Below are 19,713 nucleotides of genomic sequence, written 5' to 3' on the forward strand. Positions count from 1 at the left end.
GACAAATGGCGGTCTATACGCAGATCGGCGCGGAGGAGATGGCCGCGCTTGTCAACGAATTCGACGTGGGCGAACTGGTTTCGGCCAAGGGCATTGCCGAGGGCGTGTCCAACTCCAACTGGCTGCTGGAAACGACCGGACGTGACGGAAGCGGCGCACGTTTCATCCTGACGATGTACGAGTTCCGCATCGAGCTGGAGGACCTGCCCTACTTCCTTTCGCTGCTCGATCACCTTGCCGCCAAGGGCTGCCCGGTGCCGCGCACGATCCACGATCGCGATGGCGCGCTGTTCCGCAGGCGTGGCGACAAGGCGCTGGCGCTGATCGAATTCCTGCCCGGCGTATCTGTGAGCGAGCCGACCGTGGCGCAGGCCCGCAGCGTCGGGGCAGCGCTGGCACAGATCCACGCGGCGTCGGCGGACTTTGCGGGATCGCGCAAGAACGGCATGGGCCTCGCCGAATGGCAGCGGCTGTTCGAAGAGTGCGGGCCGGAAGGGCTGGCCTCGATCGACCCGGAGCTGGCGGGACTGGTGGCCGAGCACTTGCCGAAAATCGCCGCAGCCTGGCCGCAAAACCTGCCGCGCGCGGTGATCCATGCCGACCTGTTCCCCGACAACGTGCTGATGCTGGGCGACAAGGTCACGGGTCTCATCGACTTCTACTTCGCCTGCAACGACCTGATGGCCTACGACGTGGCGGTGACGCACGCGGCGTGGTGCTTCGATGGGACGGGACGGACCTTCCGCCCGGACCTCTCGCAAGCGTTGCTCGAAGGCTATGAGTCCGTGCGCGCGCTCTCGGCGGCCGAGCGCGCTGCGTTGCCCCTGCTGGCGCAGGGTGCGGCGATGCGTTTCACCTCCAGCCGCGCCTACGATTGGCTGAACACGCCTGCGGATGCCCTCGTGGTGCGCAAGGACCCGTTGGCCTTTGCCCGGCGACTGCAGTTCTACGCGGCAAATCCTGCCATATTCGACAAGGGGGCCTTCGCGTGAAGCACGTCGAGATCTTCACCGACGGTGCGTGCAAGGGCAATCCCGGCAAGGGCGGATGGGGTGCGCTGCTGCGAATGGGCGAGCACGAGAAGGAAATGTCTGGCTCCGAGAAGGAGACCACCAACAATCGCATGGAACTGATGGGCGCGATCATGGCACTTCAGGCGCTGAAGCAACCCTGCCGCGTGACGCTCCACACCGACAGCAAGTACGTGCTCGACGGCATTACCAAGTGGGTCTTCGGCTGGCAGAAGAAGGGCTGGAAGACGGCCGACAACAAGCCGGTGAAGAACGAGGACCTGTGGCGCGCGCTGGTTGACGCCGTACGCCCGCACAAGGTCGAATGGGTCTGGGTAAAAGGCCACGATGGTCACCCGGAAAACGAGCGCGCCGACAAGCTCGCCAGCGATGCGGCGATTGCGGCCTGAGCCTGCATATTGATAGGCAGCCGCGCCCCTGAGTGAGGACGCGGCGGCTGCGCGGCGGGATCAGTCGACGGTCGTATCGATCACTTCAGCGCCCGGGCCGTTCTTGAGGATCGATTCGATGGCGTTCTTTGCGCTGGCCTTGCTCGAATAGCCTTCGGTCCAGAAGATGCTTTCCTTGTTGTGACAGAAGTAGGCGACAAACTCGCCAGCCTTGTTCTTGCGGATCTCGAACCGATGCGCCATCGCGACTCTCCCACGCGTTAACCCGCGTTAAGCAATATCACGCCCCCAGTGCCGCGAAAGGGCCTAGTGGAACCGTTCCGGGGCATAAGCGCCTGCGTCGATCTCGGCGGTCAGGCCATCGCGCGGCAGGCCGAGCAGGAGTTGCGCGCCCAGCCTGGCAGCCGCCGGGGCGGTCTGGATGCCAAAGCCGCCCTGGCCTGCAAACCAGAAGAAACCTTCCGCCCGCCGATCGAAGCCGTAGACGGGCAAGCGATCGGGCGCGAACGATCGCAATCCGGCCCAGCGGCGTTCCATGGCCTCGATCTTCCAGTCGACGACGTGCTCGAAGCGATCGATGGCAATGGCCACGTCAAGCTCCTCGGGAGCGGCATCTCCGGCAACATCGGGAATCTCGTCGTGCGGGGAGAGCCATAGCCGCCCGCCCTGCGGCTTGAAGTAGAAGTCGCCGTTGATGCCCAGCGTCAGCGGCAGGTCAACAGCGGCGGCAGGCATCGTGCGCAGTTGCACGACGGTTCGCCGCAGCGGCACTATGCCCAGAGCGGGCACGCCGGCGATTGCGGCAATCGTGTCGGCCCAGGCACCCGCTGCATTGGCAACGATCGGCGCACGGGCTTCTCCGTCTGCCCAGACGATCCGCCAGTTCGCCCCTTCCCGTTCGAGGCGCTCGACGCGGGCACGCACCCGCAGGACAGTGCCGGTGCGCCGCGATGCGGCAAGATAGTGCTGATGCAGGCCGGCCACATCGATATCGGCGCACCCCGGCTCCCACGCTCCCACGACCCACTCCGGCCGCAGCCCCGGCACTCTTGCCGCAATGGCCGCACGGTCCTGGAAATGGAGTGTCGCGCCCAAGGTAGTGAATTCTGCAATGAACTCTTCAACCTTGTTACAATCGCCCGCCTGCCCGATGCTGAGGCCACCGCGGGGTGACAGGTAGCCACCCTCGCGCAGGAAGTGGCCGGAAGCCATGGTCAGCGGAAAGACCCCCGGCCCGCCGTAGGTCTCCTCCCAGAATGCCGCGGAGCGTCCGGTGGTGTGATAGCCCGGGGTGTCCTCGGCCTCGATCAGCAGGACGCGGGCGTGAGGCGCGCATTCGGCGGCAAGGCTGGCTCCCGCCATGCCTGCACCGATAATCGCTACATCGAAATCCTGGATCGACTGATTCACGCCCCTGCCTCTGCCGGGGCCGGGGCCAGCCGGTCAAGGAAATCGTCGATGGCGGCAACGACCTTGTCGCGCACCGGATCAGCCTCGCGCAGCAATTCGTGGCGCGCCTCCTTGCCCCAGCTCACCAGTTGCGCGCGCGGCAGGCGGCGCGCGGCACGCTCGATCGCCTTCCACGAGACCAGCCCATCGTGCTGCGCCGCCAGGATGAGCACCGGCGTGACCACGTTTTCGAGCATGCCCGGCGCATCCATCGCCAGCATCGAGGCATAGGCGCGCTCGACCCAGCGCCAGGACCCCGGCCCCATGCCAAGATAGGGTCGCGCCGTCTTCCAGTGCGTCTCGTCGGCATAGCGCGCCTCGTCATGGGTGAGGAGCGTATTGCGGGCGGCAAGGGTGGCGCCCGGCTTCTCGCTGATCTTCCACGCCGGCCGCACAGGGTCCCCGAATCGGCACATCGAATCGGCCACCTTGTGCAGGAGGCGATTCGGTCCCGGAGTCAGAAAACCGAGCATGGGTGCACTCAGGACGACCGCCACAGGGTTAATGCGATGCTCCGCAACAGCACGCAGTACGAGATGCCCGCCCATCGAATGGCCGACAATGACATGCGGTGCCGGTGTGTCTTTCACCCACTGTGACCAGAAGGCACCAAGATCTTCGAGCCAGACGGCGAAGTCTTCGACATGGCCGATCGCAGGGTCTGCCGAAAGGCGTCCGGAACCTGCCTGTCCGCGCCAGTCCAAGGCGGTGACCTCCCACCCCTCCCAGCTCCAATATTCAAGAGTTTCCAGATACTTCTCGTAGAAATCCCCACGCCCGGGAAGAAACAGCAGCGAGCCTCGCCTGGCGCTGCCGTCCAAATCGGGAAGGCCTGGTTTCCAATCGATCCGGCGGATCCGGTGCCCATCGGGTGCCGTCCAGAAGTCCTCGTTCGCTGCGGCTGGAATCGTCCTGCGGTCGATGGTGCCCACCGTGCCAAGGTTCATGCTGCGACGCCTCCACCGGCGCTTTTCCGCGCCAAGGTTTGGTTACCGTTTGGTAAGTGGTTCTCCCGTATGCCGGGAAGCATGCAGGGGAACTTCTTCGTTTACGGACTGGTCGGGGCATTGGCAATCGCGCTGCTGGTTGCCGCCTTCACCGATATCCGCCGCCGCCAGATCGATAACTGGCTCAACGCCGCGATCGCGCTTTCCGCGCCGGTCTACTGGTGGGCAGCCGGGCTTTCGCTCTGGCCGGACATCGCCATCCAGCTTGGTCTGGCGCTTGGCGTGTTCATTGTGCTTGCTGGGTTGTTCGCCCTCAAGATGATGGGCGGCGGCGACGTCAAACTGCTGAGCGCGCTGGCGCTGTGGCTGGCACCGATGTCGTTCCTGAAGCTGTTCATCGTGATGTCGCTGCTGGGTGCGTTCCTGACAATCGTCACGGTCGCCTGGCACTTCATGCGGACGCGCCGGCGCGATGCCAAGATCCCTTACGGAGTGGCGATTGCCGTTGCGGGCCTGATCACCCTGGCCCCGACGCTCGAGGCCGGATGGCGCTCCGTTACGGGCGCATGAACTGACTGACAAAAATTTTAACCAATTTGCCCGAGACATGCGGGTCGGACTTTAGAGGGCGGGACAAGTAGCCATGGACAAGAGGAAGCTGATGCTGCTGGTGGGGGCGCTGATCGTTGCGATCGGCACGGCCTTCGCGGCCAGGAGCCTTTTCGCCGGCGCATCGACGCCTCAGGCAGAAGCTGCGGCAAAGGTGCCGATGGGGCCGAAAGTCCTCGTCGCCCAGCGCGCGCTGCCGGTCGGCACGATCATCACGGCAGACTCGATCAACTTCCAGGCATGGCCGAAGGACATGGTCCAGGATGCCTACTTCGTCGAGGGCGAAGCTGACATGCAGAAGCTGCTCGGCACCGTCGTTCGCAACCCGATCACGGCCGGCGAACCGGTGACCAAGGGCAACCTCGTGGCGCCCGGCGACCGCGGCTTCCTCGCAGCAGCGCTTGCCCCCGGCATGCGCGCCGTGACGATCCCGGTATCGGCCCGCACCGGCGTTGCCGGCTTCGTCTTCCCGGGTGACCACATCGACCTGGTGCTGACGCAGACCGTCAAGACCAACAGCGATGCCATGGCCCTGAAGGCGTCCGAGACGATCCTCAAGAACCTGCGCGTGCTCGCTACCGACCAGTCGACCGAACAGGTCATGGTCGAAGGCAAGACCCAGGTGCGCGCCTTCAGCACGGTAACGCTCGAAGTCACGCCCAAGATTGCCGAGAAGATCGCCGTCGCGCAGACCATCGGCACCATCAGTCTCTCGCTTCGCTCGTTGGCCGACAACTCGGCCGAGCTCGAGCAGGCCATTGCCTCGGGCGATATCAAGATCCCGGCCGGCGCCACCAAGCAGCAGGAAGAAGCGCTGCTCAAGCAGGCGATGAACCGCCCGATCGAAAGCAGCAAGGCAAGCTACGTTACCGGTGGCGACGTCTCGCGCTTCCAGCGCACCACCGCGCCGGTCGCGACTGCTCCGGCCGCGATGGGTCCGATGCCCGCCGCGCCCTCGGGCCCGCAGATGGCCAGCTCCGCCGCCCCTGTGCGCCGTGGCCCGCTGGTCCGCGTGACCCGCGGCAAGGAGACCGAAGACGTCTCGCTGGGGGGTAACTGACATGACCAGCGCAAAGCGGAACCCGATCCTGAAGGGCAAGCCCATGAACCGCCGTTTCACCTCCTCGCTTATCTCGGCCGCGATGATCGCAATGCCGCTGGCGCTGGCCCCGATCTCGGGCGCAACGCAGGCCCAGAGCGTGACCAGCCCGGCCCGCACCGTCACCCTCTCCATCGGACGCGGCGAACTCGTCACCATACCGGGCCGGATGGCCGATGTGTTCGTCGCCGACGAAAAGGTCGCCGATGTGCAGGTCAAGTCGACTAACCAGCTCTATGTCTTCGGCAAGACCGGTGGCGAGACCACGATCTACGCCAGCAACGCCAAGGGCGATGTGGTGTGGTCGGCCAATGTCCGCGTGGGCAACAACATCGACTCGATCGACCAGATGCTGCACCTGGCCATGCCAGATGCCCGCGTGAACGTGGCCACGATGAACAACACCGTGCTGCTCACCGGTACGGTCGGCGCGCCGGAAGACGCTGCCGAGGCCGAACGCCTGGTCAAGGCTTTCGTGGGCGAGAAGACCAACGTCATCAGCCGCCTCAAGATGGCGACGCCGCTCCAGGTCAGCCTGCACGTGAAGTTTGCCGAAGTGAGCCGCTCGCTGGTACGCGACCTTGGCGTCAACCTGACCACCATCGACGGCACGGGCGGTTTCAAGTTTGGCGTGGGCCAGGGCCGCGCGGTTGGCGGATCCTTCACGACCGATCCCCGCCTGCCGTTCGGCGTGGGCTCGGGCGGCGTCAGCGTCAACGGCTACATTCCCGATCCCACGGGCGCGACGACCAACCTGGTCAAGTCCGCAGGCACTGCCGTGTCCGCAGCTGCTACCGGCACCACGCTTGCCGGCATGGGCAAGTTCCTCGGCCTCGACCTGCTTGGCGCGCTTGACGCTGCCGAGACGGTGGGCCTCGTGACGACCCTTTCGGAGCCCAACCTTACTGCGATTTCGGGCGAGACAGCCGATTTCCTCGCCGGTGGCGAATATCCGATCCCGGTCTCGCAAGGTCTTGGCACCACCTCGATCGAATACAAGAAGTATGGTGTCAGCCTCGCCTACACGCCTACCGTGCTGGCCAATGGCCGCATCTCGATCCGCGTCCGTCCGGAAGTTTCGGAGCTGACCAGCACCGGCGCGCTCAAGCTCGAGAACGCGGAAATTCCGGCGCTCACCGTGCGCCGCGCCGAGACGACCATCGAACTCGGATCTGGGCAGTCGTTCATGATTGCCGGCCTGCTGAGCAACAGCGCGCAGAACACGCTGACCAAGATGCCCGGCGTGGGCGACGTGCCGATACTCGGCTCGCTGTTCCGCTCGACCCGCTATCGCAAGGGCGAGACCGAACTGGTGATCATCGTGACGCCTTATCTGGTCAACCCGGTCAACGCCAACGACATCAAGCTCCCGACCGACGGCTTCCAGAGCCCGAACGATATCCAGCGCCTCCTGGGCAACATGGAAAATGACGGCGTGACCGGCGGCGATCGGCCCAAGCCGACCCAGAAGGAAGGCACGGTTCAAGCTGGGCCGAAGGTCGGTGCTCTCGATGGATCGATGAGCCCCACCCAGCCACGGGACCGCCGCAGCGACAAGAAGGTCGCCAGCGTCGAACCCGGCTTCAGCATCCAGTGACAAAGGGAAAAGCCATGCGCAAACTGCACAATCGCCGCGCTTCTGCCGCGCTGCTGCTCTCACTGGCAACCGTGCTGTCAGCCTGTTCGGCCGCCGCTCCGGAAAACCGTATGCTCAACTCGGTCCACCAGCCGGTGGTCCAGCGTGATCGCTATGTCCTGGATGTCGAGACCCTCCCCGGAGGCGGCCTCGCCATTGCCGAACAGCGCCGCCTTGCCGACTGGTTCGAAAGCCTCGGCCTCAAGTATGGCGACAAGATCACGATCGACGATCCACTGATGAGCAAGGCCACCGTTGCCGCAATCGATGGTGTGGCTGGACGCTGGGGCATGTTCAGCGAAGGACCTGCGCCGGTCACGCCCGGCTATGTCGCCGCCGGTGGTGCGCGCATCGTCGTGACCCGCGCCTCGGCCTATGTGCCCGGTTGCCCGGACTGGTCGAAGAAGTCGGACTTCTCGATGAACAACGCCACCAGCTCGGGCTTCGGTTGCGCCATCAATGGCAATCTTGCCGCCATGGTCGCTGACAAGGAACACCTTGTCCAGGGCGCGAGCGGCACGGGCGAAACGGTCGTGATGAGCGGCACCAAGGCCATCGACAGCTACCGCGCGGCACGGCCGAGTGGAGAGCAGGGTCTGAAGAACAACGCAACGTCAAGCTCTGCCGGCGGAGGAAACTGATACCATGAGCTGGAAGAACGCAAACCGCGACGCTTTCTCGGCGTTCATGTGCGACGAAACGGCGCTCGACACCCTTCGCTCGGTTGTCGTGGACATGGGATGGGCACCGGAAAAGTGCCACCGTGGTGGCCTGCGCAACGCGATCCAGTCGCTGTCGATCACGGCAAGCCCGAACATCCTGATGGTCGACCTGTCGGAAAGCGGCGACCCGCTCAACGACATCAACGCACTCGCCGAAGTCTGCGAGCCGGGCACTGTGGTCATCGCCGTCGGCCAGGTGAACGACGTGCGCCTCTATCGCGACCTCATCGCCTCGGGCATTCAGGATTATCTGCTCAAGCCACTCAATCCCGGGCAGATCCGCGATGCGCTGGTACAGGCCCAGACGATCTTCACGGCACCCAAGAACCACGATGCGGGAACGGCAAAGCGCCACGTTTCGACCGCCATTGTCGGTACGCGTGGCGGCGTGGGCGCATCGACGCTGGCGACATCGATCGCCTGGCTGTTCAGCACCGATCACAAGCTGCCGACTGCATTGCTCGATCTCGATGTCCACTTCGGGACCGGCGCACTGACGCTGGACCTTGAGCCGGGCCGAGGCCTGACCGACGCGATCGACAATCCGAGCCGCATTGACGGTCTGTTCATCGAGCGCGCGATGATCCGTGCGAACGACAATCTGGCGATCCTTTCGGCCGAGGCGCCGATCAGTGCCCCGCTGATGACCGACGGCAGCGCATTCGTGCAGCTCGAGGAGGAATTCCGCCACGCCTTCGAGATGACGGTGATCGACATGCCGCGCAACATGCTGATCAACTTCCCGCATCTCCTGAGCGATGTGAATGTGGTGATCGTGGCAACCGAACTGACCCTTGCCGGTGCACGCGATGCCATCCGCCTGCTGTCGTGGCTCAAGACCAACGCGGCCCATGCTCGTCCGATCATCGTTGCCAACAAGATCCAGGTCGGCGCGAACGAGATCAGCAAGTCCGATTTCGAAGCCTCGATCGAGCGCAAGATCAACTTCATGGTGCCCTATGACATCAAGGGCGCATCGAATGCGGCCAAGCTGGGGCAGACCTTCGTCGCTGCCAACCGGTCGACCAAGGCCGGCGGTGTCCTGCGCGATGTCGCCCAGATGATCATCGGTTCGGTCGATGAAGAGGGGGCGACGAACGCAGACAACGGTGCCGACAAGCGCAAGGCATCGCTGCTGGGCAAGTTCGATCTCAAGAAGATGCTCGCGACCAAGCCGAAGGCCGGTGCGCCGGCCTGAGCCGGCGATGGCAAGGCATGAGGCGAAGTGACGTGAAGTTACCAGAAGGGCACAGCCGATGAACAACCTGCCACAGCTACTGATCATGGCCGTGGGCCTGATGCTGGCCATGGTGCTCGGCTATGCAGCGCTTTCGGGTCCATCGGCTTCAAAGGAAAGCGGCCGCCGCCTTCAGTCGGTGCGCTTCCGTCACTCCGACAACGCGACCGACAAGGTCGAGGCGCAATACCGGAAGACCGTTGCCTCGCGAAAGCCGCTTGGTCACAAGATCGCCGGCAGCGGATCGCGCCTGGAAGCGCTTGAACTTCGCCTGCACCGTACCGGCAAGGGCTGGACACTGTCGCAGTATCTCTATGTCAGCGGCGGCCTTGGCCTTGCGATCGTGATGCTTGTCTACCTCAAGACCGGGGCACCCATGCTGGCCCTGGGTGCGGGTGTCCTTATCGGAGGCGGCCTGCCGCACATGCTGGTTGGCCGCGCGATAAACAAGCGCACCGAGGGTTTTGTAAGCCGCTTGCCCGATGCGCTCGATCTGCTGGTGCGCGGTCTGCGCTCGGGCCTGCCGGTCACTGAAACGCTCAGCGTTGTCGCTGGCGAACTTCCGGGTCCGGTTGGCGAGGAATTCAAGCTGGTCACCGATCGCATCAAGGTCGGCCGCAGCATGGAAGAAGCCTTGCAGGATACGGCGGACCGCCTGAACCTGCCTGAATTCAACTTCTTCTGCATCACGCTGGCTATCCAGCGCGAGACCGGCGGCAACCTGGCGGAAACGCTCTCGAACCTTTCGGACGTGTTGCGCAAGCGCGCCCAGATGAAACTGAAGATCGCGGCAATGAGCTCCGAATCCAAGGCCTCGGCCTATATCGTCGGCGCCCTGCCCTTCCTCGTTTTCGCCGTGATCTACTGGATGAATCCGGCCTATCTCAGCCAGTTCTTCGTCGATGACCGCCTGATCATCGCCGGGCTGGGAGGCCTGACCTGGCTTGGCATCGGCGCCTTCATCATGGCCCAGATGATCAGCTTCGAAATTTGAACGGGAAGGACCTGCGAACATGACCCAGACTCCTCCTGGACCCACCCTGCTTGGCTTCGACGTCTACCTCGTCGGTTCGCTTCTCATCGGTGTTGCTGCCGCTGCCGTGATGCTGGCGATTTACGCCGCGATCACCGTGCGCGATCCGATGGCAAAGCGCGTAAAGGCATTGAACGAACGCCGCGAACAGCTCAAGGCGGGCATCGTCACGGCCAATGCGCGCAAGCGCACCAGCATCGTCCGGCGCAACCAGACCACGGACCAGATCCGCGGCTTCCTCGAATCGCTCAAGGTGCTGCAGGACAGCCAGCTTTCGGTCGTGCAGCAGAAGCTGGCTCAGGCCGGCATCCGCAAGAAGGAATGGGCCGTTGCGGTCATTCTTGGCCGCCTGGTCGGACCGATCGTGCTCGGCCTGCTCGGCGCGGTGCTGTTCTACTGGACTCAGACCTTCCCTGAATGGGGTCCCATGAAGCGCTTCATGGGTTTCGCCGTCATGCTCGTCGGCGGCTACAAGGGTCCGGACATCTTCATCCAGAACCTGATCTCGAAGCGTACGAATGCCATTCGCAAGGGCTTGCCTGACGCGCTCGACCTGCTGGTGATCTGCGCCGAGGCTGGCTTGACCGTCGATGCCGCATTCAGCCGCGTCGCCCGCGAACTCGGACGCGCCTATCCCGAGCTGGGCGACGAATTCTCGCTCACGGCGATCGAATTGTCGTTCCTGACCGAACGCCGCCAGGCTTTCGAGAACCTCGCTTATCGCGTCAATCTCGACTCGGTGAAGGGCGTGGTAACCACCATGGTCCAGACCGAACGCTACGGTACGCCGCTGGCATCGGCCCTGCGCGTGCTCTCTGCGGAATTCCGCAACGAACGCATGATGCGCGCAGAGGAGAAGGCTGCGCGTCTTCCCGCGATCATGACCATCCCGCTGATCCTGTTCATTCTTCCGGTGCTGTTCATCGTGATCCTAGGCCCGGCGGCCTGCTCGATCACCGATACGCTCATCAACAGGAAGCCCGCAGGCTGATCGTCCCGCAAGGGCAGAAACGAAAGGCCCCGCCGGGAAACCGACGGGGCCTTTTCGATTTCAGCTGAACTCGGCGCGAAGCTGGCGTCAGGGCTGGGTCACGGTCTGCTCGATCGCGCCGAAGATCGACTTGCCCTTTTCATCGCGCATCTCGATTCGCACGCTATCGCCCCACTTGAGGAAGGGCGTTACCGGCGATCCCTGCGCAATCGTCTCGACCATGCGCTGTTCGGCAATGCACGCATAACCGCGGCCACCCTGGGCGACGGGCCGGCCCGGTGAGCCATCCGGATCGCGGTTCGATACGGTTCCCGAGCCGATGATCGTGCCAGCGCCCAGGCTACGGGTCTTGGCGAGGTGGGCGATCAGTACCCCGAAATCGAACGTGCATTCCTCGCCCGCTTCGACACGTCCGAACGGTTCGCCATTCAGAAAGACGTTGAGCGTCCGGGAAAGCTTGCCCCCGCTCCAGGCTGTTCCGAGCGCCGCCGGGGTTACCAGCACGGGCGAAAAGTGACTTGCCGGCTTGGACTGCACGAAGCCGAAGCCCTTGGCCAGCTCGCCGGGAATCAGGTTGCGCAACGACACATCGTTGACCAGCCCGACAAGCCTGACGTGAGCGACCGCCTGCTCCGGCGTCACACCTTGCGGGACATCTCCTGTCACGACGACGATTTCTGCCTCGAGATCACAACCCCAGGCCTCGTCCGCCAGAAGCAGCGGCTCGCGCCCTCCGCGCAAGTCGTCGCTGCCACCCTGGTACATCAGCGGATCGGTCCAGAAGCTTTCCGGAAGCTCCGCGCCCCGGGCCTTGCGGACCAGTTCAACGTGATTGACGTAGGCGCTGCCGTCAGCCCACTGGAAGGCACGCGGCAGGGGGGCACAGGCCTCACGCTCGTGGAAACGCTTGCGCGGGATAGCTTCGTGAGCAAGCTCGATCGACAGGGCCTCGACCATCGGCGCGTAGCGATCCCAGTCGTCGAGCAGAGCCTGCATCGTCGGCACGATGTGATCGGCGTCGGCGTACCAGGCAAGGTCGTCGGACACGACGATCAGACGACCGTCGCGCCCCTGCGGCAATGATGCGAGCTTCACTTGTCGTCGCCTTCCAGTGTACGAGCCGCCTTGAGCAGCTTGTCGAGAATGGCGCGAAGCTTTTCCTGCTCGCGCGGGGTGATTGCCGCAAAGATGCGATCGTACATCTCGACCGCCTGTGGCCAGATCTTGCCGTGCAGGTCGCAACCGGCGGTCGTCAGTTCGAGATGGTGCGAGCGTCCGTCGTGCTCGTTTGGGCTGCGCTGGACCAGCCCTCTTTCCTCAAGCACCTTGCAGGCACGATTGACGGCGACCTTGTCCATCAGCGTTGCCCGGACAAGGTCTCTCTGCGTCAGCGAGCCGGCATCGCCCAGCACCGCCATGATGCGCCATTCGGGTATCTTCAGCCCGAATTCGCTACGGTATTCACCAGAGATCAGGCCACTCACCGCGTTCGAGGTGATGGCCATCCGGTAGGGCATGAAGTCGGACAGTCGGGTCTGTGTCTGCGGCATGATTTCGTATCACATGAAACCAGCCTGATGTGCAAGAGCGAAATAATGTGACACCAACTGGCGCGGTGACCAATAGATCAATGCGCGATAGAGCGCCACACGACATTTTCTTTACAGATGCACCACGCCAGCTTTAGCACGACCTGCCGCCTGGGGCAGCCTGCTGCGATCAGTGCGCGAGTATGCCTGCCATGATGAAATCGACGGTATGCTCGCGGTAGCTGTCGCGCAGATCTTCGGTCAGCGTATCCTGATCGAAACAATGCTTCAGCACCAGCCGCGCCGAGAAGAAGCGGTCGGCAGCTCCGGTAACTGTGAAGTAGAACAGCTGCGGGTTGATCGGCCGGAACACACCTGCCGTCACGCCATCGCCGATGAAACGGTTGTAAGCGCGATGAAGCGGCAGCAAATATTTGTCGGCGATGCGCTTGGCCTCGGCCTCGTCGCTATCACGAACCAAGCGCATCAGCAGCCGATTGAGATAGGGATAGGCATAGTAGGTATCGATGCACTTCGAGATGTGCTTGCGCAGCTTCGCTTCGGGACTCATGTCGTCCTTCGCCAACAAGGCGTCGACCGACTTGACGATGTTCTCCATGTCACGATCGAGCAGCGCCTTGAGCATCCCGGCCTTGTTGCCGAAATAATATTTCACCAACGCGGAATTGAGCCCGGATCGCAGGCTCAATTCCGAAAGTGAAATATCAACGACATCTCCCTCGCGCATGATCATCGACGCGGTCTGAAGAAGCTGCTCGCGTGCGCCTGGCGTTTCCAGGCTTTCCCCCTTTGACACTTCCGTACTCATTCCCAACCCGGCTCATTCCAAAACGGATAAAAGGCAGGCATATCCGAAGAAACGCGTCCAGGGTAGCGGGGTGCGCGTTTTTCCAGGAAACTGGCGATACCCTCTGCAGCATCCGCCCCGCGCGAGAGGGTATAGATCGCCCTGCTGTCAACGCGATGGGCCTCCATCGGGTGCGAAAGTGAAGGATTGTGCCACAACATCGCCCGGGTCATCGCGACCGAGACGGCGCTTGTGTTGTCGGCAATCTCGCGGGCAAGCGCAATGGCCGCAGGCATAAGGTCCTCCGGCTCATGGAGTGAGCGGACAAGGCCTCCGCGCAAGGCTTCCTCGGCACCGAACACGCGCCCGGTCATGCACCACTCGAGCGCTTGCGGCAGCCCGACGATGCGCGGCAGAAACCAGCTCGATGCCGCCTCGGGAACGATCCCGCGTCGTGCAAAGACAAGTCCGAAGCGCGCCTTGGTCGAAGCAAGGCGAATGTCCATCGGCAATTGCATGGTCACGCCGACGCCGACAGCCGCACCGTTGATTGCGCCGATTACCGGCTTCTTGGACTGGTAGATGCGCAGCGTGATAATGCCGCCGCCATCGCGCACACGTGGGTCCGAAAGATCGTCGACCGTATCGCCGCTGGAGAAGACATGCTTGCCGTCCGAAGGCGTCAGATCGGCCCCTGCGCAGAACGCGCGGTCGCCTGCGCCGGTGACGATCACCGCGCGGACACTGTCATCGGCATCCGTCCGATCGAACGCGTCGATCATCTCGGTCATCATCGTGCCGGTATAGGCATTCATCTTTTCGGGCCGATGCAACGTGATCGTCGCGATGCCGTCGGCGATGTCGAGCTTGATCTGCGTGTAGTCGGCCACGAAATTCTCCCAAACGATGGAGGCGGGGTTCATGCCCCGCCCCTCACTTGCCCTGGTGTTTTCAGCGTGGCGCCATGCGGATGGCACCGTCGAGGCGAACGTCCTCGCCGTTGAAATAGCCGGTCTCGATCATGCACATGGCAAGGTTCGCGTATTCCTCGGGCATGCCGAGCCGCTTGGGGAACGGCACCGACGCGGCGAGCGCATCCTTGACGTTCTGCGGCGCGCCCTGCAGAAGCGGGGTGTTGAAGATGCCAGGCAGGATGGTGTTGACGCGGATGCCCTCGGCCATCAGATCGCGCGCGATCGGAAGGGTCATGCCGACGACGCCGCCCTTCGAGGCCGAATAGGCGGCCTGGCCCATCTGGCCGTCTTCTGCCGCAACCGAGGCGGTGTTGACGATGGCGCCACGCTCCCCGAACTCATCGCACGGATCCAAGGTCATCATGCCCGCCGCAGACTTGGCGATGCAGCGGAACGTGCCGACGAGGTTGATCTGGATGATCCAGTTGAAGGCATCCATCGGGAAGTGCTTGATCTCCGCGGTTTCCTTCGAGCGGCTGGCGGTCTTGATCGCGTTGCCGGTGCCGGCGCAGTTGACGAGGATGCGCTCCTGGCCGTGCGCGGCGCGGGCCTTGGCGAAGCCGGCATCGACGCTTTCGTCGCTGGTCACGTTCACTTCGCAGAACACGCCACCGATCTCGGCGGCCATCGCCTCGCCCTTCTCCTTCTGCAGATCGAAGATGGCGACCTTGACGCCCTTGGCAGCAAGGGCGCGAGCGGTGGCAGCGCCGAGGCCGGAAGCGCCGCCGGTAACAACGGCAGCAACGGAATTGTCGAGCTTCATTGCAGGTTATCCTCTCTGGAATGCTTGAATATCAAAGGGCTTCGATGATGGTGACGTTGGCAACGCCGCCGCCTTCGCACATCGTCTGCAGGCCGTACTTGCCGCCGCGTGCGCGCAGCGCATGAACGAGCGTGGCCATGAGCTTGGTGCCCGAGGCGCCCAGCGGGTGCCCGAGAGCGATGGCGCCGCCATTGACGTTGAGCTTCTCGGGATCGGCGCCGGTATGCTTGAGCCAGGCCATCGGCACCGAGGCGAATGCCTCGTTGACCTCGTAAAGGTCGATATCGGAAATCTTCATGCCGGCCCGCTGCAGGGCGCGGTCGGTGGCGAACAGCGGCTCTTCAAGCATGATCACCGGATCGCCTGCCGTCACCGTCAGGTTGTGAATGCGGGCAAGCGGGGTCAGGCCGTGGGCCTTGAGCGCTGCTTCCGAGACGACCAGAACGGCGCTCGACCCGTCGCAGATCTGGCTGGAGCTGGCAGCGGTCAACGAGCCTTCAGGGTTGAGCAGCTTTACTCCGGCAATGCTTTCGAGCGTGGCGTCGAAGCGGATGCCCTCGTCCACGGTGTGCATCGCGGGGCCTTCGGGCGTCTCGATTTCCACGGGGACGATCTCGCCCGCGAAAGCCTGGGCATTTGTCGCGGCAATCGCCTTCTGGTGGCTGTTCAGCGAGAAGCGATCGAGGTCGTCCTTGGAGAAGCCGTGCTTCTTGACGATCATTTCTGCGCCCATGAACTGCGAGAACATGATGCCGGGATACTTGTCGTCCAGTCCGGGCGACTTGTAGTGACCGAGGCCCTCCTTCATGTGGAAGGTGGCGTTCGAGCCCATCGGCACGCGGCTCATGCTTTCCACGCCCGAGGCGATGACCACGTCCTGCACGCCGGACATTACTGCCTGCGCAGCGAACTGGATCGCCTGTTGCGAGGAACCGCACTGGCGGTCAATCGTGACGGCCGGCGTTGATTGCGGCAGCAGCTTTGACGCAAGCACAGCGTTACGCCCCACTTGCATCGCCTGCTGCCCCGCCTGCGTGACGCAACCCATGATCACATCGTCGACGGCCGTCGGATCGATGCCGGTGCGAGCGATGATGGCATCGAGGCTCAAAGCCGCGAGATCGACCGGGTGAACGCCCGCAAGCCGCCCGCCGCGGCGCCCCCCAGCAGTGCGCACTGCATCGACGATGTAGGCTGTGGCCATTTGCTCCGACTCCCTCTCAGACTTCTTTAATCGAACGATTAAGGAGCGAGAGGGCACTGGTCAAGCAGGCTTGTGGAGTTCGGCGCGCCATCCCATAGACCGCCTGTGAGCAAGGAACTTGCCCTGATCGAAGCACTGCGCGCTCTGGCCCTGCATCCGGCAGCGCGCGGACTGGCAGATGACTGCGCAGTTCTGCCGTTCGGGCAGGAAACGCTGGTGCTGACCCATGACATGATGGTCGAGGGTGTACACTGGCTCCCGGGACAGGACATGGCCGACGTGGCGTGGAAGCTGGTGGCCACCAACCTGTCCGATCTCGCCGCCAAGGGTGCCGAGCCTGTCGGCGTGCTGCTCGGCTTCACGCTGGGCGAGGACGATGGCCGCTTCGTCGAGGGTCTGGGAGAAGCGCTGCAGGCATTTGGCGTGCCCTTGCTGGGCGGCGATACCGTCAGTGCGAATGGGCCGCGCAGCCTGGGCCTGACTGCCTTGGGGCGCGCTACCTGCTCGCCAGTGCCATCGCGAAGCGACACACGCCCGGGCGATACGCTCTGGCTCACGGGGCCGGTGGGCGCAGCGATGCTGGGTTTCGAAGCGCTACGCGACGAGACGGGGGCCGATAGCCTTGCCTTCCGGCGCCCTTCCCCCCGCCTGAGCGAAGGGCGCGCGATTGCCCCCATCGCCCATGCGATGATGGATGTCTCGGATGGCTTGCTCATCGATGCCGCGCGCATGGCGCAAGCCAGCGGCGTGACCTTTGCCATCGACAGCGCTGCGGTCCCCTTCCCCGCCGACTTGCCCGACGGTCGCCGCGACGAAGCGATGCGCTGGGGCGATGACTACGAGCTGCTGTTTACCCTCGCACCCGGTGTTGCTTCACCGGTCGCAGCCTCCTGCATCGGCGTGGCTCGCGCCAGCATGGCCTCACCTGTTATCGTTGATGGTGCAGTGCCACATGGCAATCTGGGTTATACGCACGATTAAAAAAGCCCTTGATGCAGATCATGGAGGGCTTGCGGGGCAGAAATAAAACGATAGCTTCGCCCGACCCGCAACGACGGGGACGGGCCATTCGTGGCACCGGACATAAAGGGGGATGCCAACGTGAACCTAGTCGTATTATCGATAATACTCGGGTTGCTTGCCGTCGTTTATGGCTTCGTGACCAGCCGCCAGGTGCTCGGCGCACCGGCGGGCAACGCCAAGATGCAGGAAATCGCTGCCGCCATCCAGGAAGGTGCGCAAGCCTACCTCAAGCGCCAGTACACCACCATTGCGATCGTCGGCGTGGTCGTCGCCGTGATCATCGCTGCCACATTGGGCGCGATCTCGGCCACCGGCTTCGTGATCGGCGCAGTGCTTTCGGGCGTGGCGGGCTTCATCGGGATGAACATTTCGGTCCGTTCGAACGTGCGCACGGCAGCGGCTGCGCAGAACGGCCTGCAGGCCGGCCTGACCCTCGCCTTCCGTGCCGGCGCGATCACCGGCATGCTGGTGGCAGGTCTTGCCCTGCTCGCCATCGCGGTGTTCTACCACTACCTGACCGACATCGCCGGTTACACCGTGGGCGGCGATGACCGCACTGTGGTCGACGGCCTTGTCGCGCTGGCCTTCGGTGCCTCGCTGATCTCGATCTTCGCGCGCCTTGGCGGCGGCATCTTCACCAAGGCCGCAGACGTCGGCGCCGACCTCGTCGGCAAGGTCGAAGCAGGCATCCCCGAAGACGATCCGCGCAACCCGGCCGTGATCGCCGACAACGTGGGCGACAATGTCGGCGACTGCGCAGGCATGGCCGCCGACCTGTTCGAGACCTACGTCGTGACCGTGGGCGCAACCATGGTGCTCACCGCGCTGCTGCTCAAGGGCCTGGGCGACGCCCTGGGCGCGATGATGGCGCTGCCGCTGCTGATCGGCGGCGTCTGCATCGTCACCTCGATCATCGGCACCTATTTCGTCAAGCTCGGCTCCTCGAACAACATCATGGGCGCGATGTACAAGGGCTTCCTTGTCACCGCCGTCCTGTCCGTCGGGGCGATCTGGTGGGCGATTTCCTATGCGCTGGGCGACATGGAAACCGCGATGAGCTACACCATTCTCGACAACACGGTGACGTTCACCGGTCGCGTGCTGTTCTACTGCTCGCTGCTGGGCCTCGTCATCACCGGCCTGATCATCTGGATCACTGAGTACTACACCGGCACCAACTATCGCCCGGTGCGCTCGATCGCCAAGTCGTCGGAAACCGGTCATGGCACCAACGTGATCCAGGGCCTTGCGATCAGCCTTGAATCCACCGCAATGCCGACAATCGTGATCTGCGCCGGCATCATCATTGCCTACCAGCTCGCCGGACTGATCGGCATTGCCTATGCGGCCACCGCGATGCTGGCGCTGGCCGGCATGGTCGTGGCGCTGGATGCCTATGGGCCTGTCACCGACAACGCCGGCGGCATTGCCGAGATGGCAGGGCTCGATGATTCGGTTCGTGACAAGACCGACGCGCTGGACGCAGTGGGCAACACCACCAAGGCCGTGACCAAGGGCTACGCGATCGGATCGGCGGGCCTTGCCGCGCTCGTCCTGTTCGCCGCCTACACCACCGACCTCAAGGAGTTCTTCCCGAACCTTGCGGTCAGCTTCAGCCTCGAAAACCCTTATGTCATCGTCGGGCTGCTGCTCGGCGCGCTACTGCCGTACCTGTTCGGTGCGATGGGCATGACCGCAGTGGGCCGCGCGGCGGGCGACGTGGTGATCGACGTGCGTGACCAGTTCCGCGACAATCCGGGGATCATGGCCGGCACTTCCAAGCCGGACTATGCCCGCACGGTCGATCTCGTCACCAAGGCGGCGATCAAGGAAATGATCGTGCCGTCGCTGCTTCCCGTGCTGGCCCCGATTGCGGTCTATTTCGTGATCGCGGCGGTGGCTGGACAGGCCAACGGCTTTGCCGCGCTCGGAGCCTTGTTGCTCGGCGTAATCGTCGGCGGGCTGTTCGTCGCGATCTCGATGACCTCGGGCGGCGGCGCATGGGACAATGCCAAGAAGTACATCGAAGACGGCAACCACGGCGGCAAGGGCAGCGACGCCCACAAGGCCGCCGTCACGGGTGATACCGTGGGCGATCCCTACAAGGACACCGCCGGGCCTGCCGTCAACCCGATGATCAAGATTACCAATATCGTGGCGCTGCTGCTGCTGGCAGCCCTTGCCAGCCGCGCTATGGGATAAGCACCAACGGCAAAGTTGGGGAGAGGATGCCCCGCTCGGAGAAATCCGGGCGGGGTTTTCTTTTGCT

General features: G+C 63.7%; 20 protein-coding genes. 11 read left to right on the top strand and 9 right to left on the bottom strand.

Features of this window, described 5'->3' with window-relative positions:
- Positions 1-5 precede the first annotated feature (5 nt).
- Positions 6-992 (top strand): homoserine kinase, encoded by a 987-nt coding sequence (gene thrB / locus B9A23_RS07135; protein WP_084278166.1) that lies wholly within the window; start codon positions 6-8, stop codon positions 990-992.
- On the top strand, positions 989-1,420 hold the full coding sequence (gene rnhA / locus B9A23_RS07140; RefSeq protein WP_084278167.1) for a ribonuclease HI: 432 nt from the start codon (positions 989-991) through the stop codon (positions 1,418-1,420). The genes thrB and rnhA overlap by 4 nt, the downstream gene beginning before the upstream one ends.
- 60 nt (positions 1,421-1,480) lie before the next feature.
- On the opposite strand, the gene B9A23_RS07145 is transcribed toward rnhA, so the two are convergent.
- The 3 genes from B9A23_RS07145 to B9A23_RS07155 form a co-directional block, all read right to left on the bottom strand.
- A complete protein-coding gene (locus B9A23_RS07145) occupies positions 1,481-1,663 on the bottom strand; it encodes a YegP family protein (protein WP_084278168.1) in 183 nt (60 codons plus the stop codon).
- 63 nt (positions 1,664-1,726) lie between these two features.
- Entirely contained in the window at positions 1,727-2,830 is a 1,104-nt protein-coding gene (locus B9A23_RS07150; protein WP_084278169.1) for an NAD(P)/FAD-dependent oxidoreductase, read from the bottom strand.
- Positions 2,827-3,816 carry an alpha/beta hydrolase gene (locus tag B9A23_RS07155; RefSeq protein WP_084278170.1) on the bottom strand — a complete coding sequence of 330 codons (990 nt, stop codon included), beginning with the start codon at positions 3,814-3,816 and terminating at the stop codon, positions 2,827-2,829. The genes B9A23_RS07150 and B9A23_RS07155 overlap by 4 nt, the downstream gene beginning before the upstream one ends.
- An 81-nt stretch (positions 3,817-3,897) precedes the next feature.
- On the opposite strand from B9A23_RS07155, the gene B9A23_RS07160 reads away from it, so the two are divergent.
- The 7 genes from B9A23_RS07160 to B9A23_RS07190 all read left to right on the top strand — a co-directional run bounded on the left by B9A23_RS07160 (position 3,898) and on the right by B9A23_RS07190 (position 11,143).
- Entirely contained in the window at positions 3,898-4,386 is a 489-nt protein-coding gene (locus tag B9A23_RS07160; RefSeq protein WP_084278342.1) for an A24 family peptidase, read from the top strand.
- A 73-nt stretch (positions 4,387-4,459) separates the two neighbouring features.
- Entirely contained in the window at positions 4,460-5,485 is a 1,026-nt protein-coding gene (gene cpaB / locus B9A23_RS07165; RefSeq protein WP_084278171.1) for a Flp pilus assembly protein CpaB, read from the top strand.
- A 1-nt stretch (position 5,486) separates the two neighbouring features.
- On the top strand, positions 5,487-7,121 hold the full coding sequence (locus B9A23_RS07170) for a type II and III secretion system protein family protein (protein ID WP_084278172.1): 1,635 nt from the start codon (positions 5,487-5,489) through the stop codon (positions 7,119-7,121).
- A gap of 14 nt (positions 7,122-7,135) precedes the next feature.
- Positions 7,136-7,801 carry a CpaD family pilus assembly protein gene (locus B9A23_RS07175; protein WP_084278173.1) on the top strand — a complete coding sequence of 222 codons (666 nt, stop codon included), beginning with the start codon at positions 7,136-7,138 and terminating at the stop codon, positions 7,799-7,801.
- A gap of 4 nt (positions 7,802-7,805) precedes the next feature.
- Positions 7,806-9,080 carry a P-loop NTPase family protein gene (locus B9A23_RS07180; RefSeq protein ID WP_084278174.1) on the top strand — a complete coding sequence of 425 codons (1,275 nt, stop codon included), beginning with the start codon at positions 7,806-7,808 and terminating at the stop codon, positions 9,078-9,080.
- Between the two features lie 58 nt (positions 9,081-9,138).
- Complete coding sequence (locus B9A23_RS07185; RefSeq protein WP_084278175.1) at positions 9,139-10,113, top strand: type II secretion system F family protein; 975 nt, start codon at positions 9,139-9,141, stop codon at positions 10,111-10,113.
- 19 nt (positions 10,114-10,132) lie between these two features.
- A complete protein-coding gene (locus B9A23_RS07190) occupies positions 10,133-11,143 on the top strand; it encodes a type II secretion system F family protein (RefSeq protein WP_084278176.1) in 1,011 nt (336 codons plus the stop codon).
- 87 nt (positions 11,144-11,230) lie between these two features.
- On the opposite strand, the gene B9A23_RS07195 is transcribed toward B9A23_RS07190, so the two are convergent.
- The 6 genes from B9A23_RS07195 to B9A23_RS07220 form a co-directional block, all read right to left on the bottom strand.
- Positions 11,231-12,238 (bottom strand): fumarylacetoacetate hydrolase family protein, encoded by a 1,008-nt coding sequence (locus B9A23_RS07195; protein WP_084278177.1) that lies wholly within the window; start codon positions 12,236-12,238, stop codon positions 11,231-11,233.
- On the bottom strand, positions 12,235-12,693 hold the full coding sequence (locus B9A23_RS07200) for a MarR family winged helix-turn-helix transcriptional regulator (RefSeq protein WP_084278178.1): 459 nt from the start codon (positions 12,691-12,693) through the stop codon (positions 12,235-12,237). Before B9A23_RS07200 ends, B9A23_RS07195 begins: the two co-directional genes overlap by 4 nt.
- 169 nt (positions 12,694-12,862) lie before the next feature.
- Positions 12,863-13,501 carry a TetR family transcriptional regulator gene (locus B9A23_RS07205; RefSeq protein WP_084278179.1) on the bottom strand — a complete coding sequence of 213 codons (639 nt, stop codon included), beginning with the start codon at positions 13,499-13,501 and terminating at the stop codon, positions 12,863-12,865.
- On the bottom strand, positions 13,498-14,370 hold the full coding sequence (locus B9A23_RS07210) for a crotonase/enoyl-CoA hydratase family protein (protein WP_084278180.1): 873 nt from the start codon (positions 14,368-14,370) through the stop codon (positions 13,498-13,500). Before B9A23_RS07210 ends, B9A23_RS07205 begins: the two co-directional genes overlap by 4 nt.
- 61 nt (positions 14,371-14,431) lie before the next feature.
- Positions 14,432-15,217, bottom strand: a complete 786-nt coding sequence (locus tag B9A23_RS07215; RefSeq protein ID WP_084278181.1) for an SDR family NAD(P)-dependent oxidoreductase — start codon at positions 15,215-15,217, stop codon at positions 14,432-14,434.
- Between the two features lie 31 nt (positions 15,218-15,248).
- Positions 15,249-16,421: an acetyl-CoA C-acetyltransferase gene (locus B9A23_RS07220; protein WP_084278182.1), complete on the bottom strand. Its 1,173-nt coding sequence runs from the start codon at positions 16,419-16,421 to the stop codon at positions 15,249-15,251.
- 105 nt (positions 16,422-16,526) lie between these two features.
- Here B9A23_RS07220 and thiL point away from each other — a divergent pair, with 105 nt between their 5' ends.
- On the top strand, positions 16,527-17,402 hold the full coding sequence (gene thiL, locus B9A23_RS07225; protein ID WP_084278183.1) for a thiamine-phosphate kinase: 876 nt from the start codon (positions 16,527-16,529) through the stop codon (positions 17,400-17,402).
- A 120-nt stretch (positions 17,403-17,522) separates the two neighbouring features.
- On the top strand, positions 17,523-19,646 hold the full coding sequence (locus B9A23_RS07230) for a sodium-translocating pyrophosphatase (protein ID WP_084278343.1): 2,124 nt from the start codon (positions 17,523-17,525) through the stop codon (positions 19,644-19,646).
- Positions 19,647-19,713 lie beyond the last annotated feature (67 nt).

Origin of the sequence: Novosphingobium sp. B1 (assembly GCF_900176395.1) — a bacterium.
GTDB lineage: Bacteria > Pseudomonadota > Alphaproteobacteria > Sphingomonadales > Sphingomonadaceae > Novosphingobium.

Bases quoted from the DNA above. Each gene is read 5' to 3' on its own strand.
- B9A23_RS07145 (WP_084278168.1), bottom strand. From the start codon at position 1,663: ATGGCGCATCGGTTCGAGATCCGCAAGAACAAGGCTGGCGAGTTTGTC.
- B9A23_RS07160 (WP_084278342.1), top strand. From the start codon at position 3,898: ATGCAGGGGAACTTCTTCGTTTACGGACTGGTCGGGGCATTGGCAATC.
- B9A23_RS07205 (WP_084278179.1), bottom strand. From the start codon at position 13,501: ATGAGTACGGAAGTGTCAAAGGGGGAAAGCCTGGAAACGCCAGGCGCA.
- B9A23_RS07220 (WP_084278182.1), bottom strand. From the start codon at position 16,421: ATGGCCACAGCCTACATCGTCGATGCAGTGCGCACTGCTGGGGGGCGC.
- B9A23_RS07200 (WP_084278178.1), bottom strand. From the start codon at position 12,693: ATGCCGCAGACACAGACCCGACTGTCCGACTTCATGCCCTACCGGATG.
- B9A23_RS07175 (WP_084278173.1), top strand. From the start codon at position 7,136: ATGCGCAAACTGCACAATCGCCGCGCTTCTGCCGCGCTGCTGCTCTCA.
- B9A23_RS07215 (WP_084278181.1), bottom strand. From the start codon at position 15,217: ATGAAGCTCGACAATTCCGTTGCTGCCGTTGTTACCGGCGGCGCTTCC.
- thrB (WP_084278166.1), top strand. From the start codon at position 6: ATGGCGGTCTATACGCAGATCGGCGCGGAGGAGATGGCCGCGCTTGTC.
- B9A23_RS07155 (WP_084278170.1), bottom strand. From the start codon at position 3,816: ATGAACCTTGGCACGGTGGGCACCATCGACCGCAGGACGATTCCAGCC.
- B9A23_RS07185 (WP_084278175.1), top strand. From the start codon at position 9,139: ATGAACAACCTGCCACAGCTACTGATCATGGCCGTGGGCCTGATGCTG.
- B9A23_RS07190 (WP_084278176.1), top strand. From the start codon at position 10,133: ATGACCCAGACTCCTCCTGGACCCACCCTGCTTGGCTTCGACGTCTAC.
- B9A23_RS07170 (WP_084278172.1), top strand. From the start codon at position 5,487: ATGACCAGCGCAAAGCGGAACCCGATCCTGAAGGGCAAGCCCATGAAC.
- B9A23_RS07180 (WP_084278174.1), top strand. From the start codon at position 7,806: ATGAGCTGGAAGAACGCAAACCGCGACGCTTTCTCGGCGTTCATGTGC.
- cpaB (WP_084278171.1), top strand. From the start codon at position 4,460: ATGGACAAGAGGAAGCTGATGCTGCTGGTGGGGGCGCTGATCGTTGCG.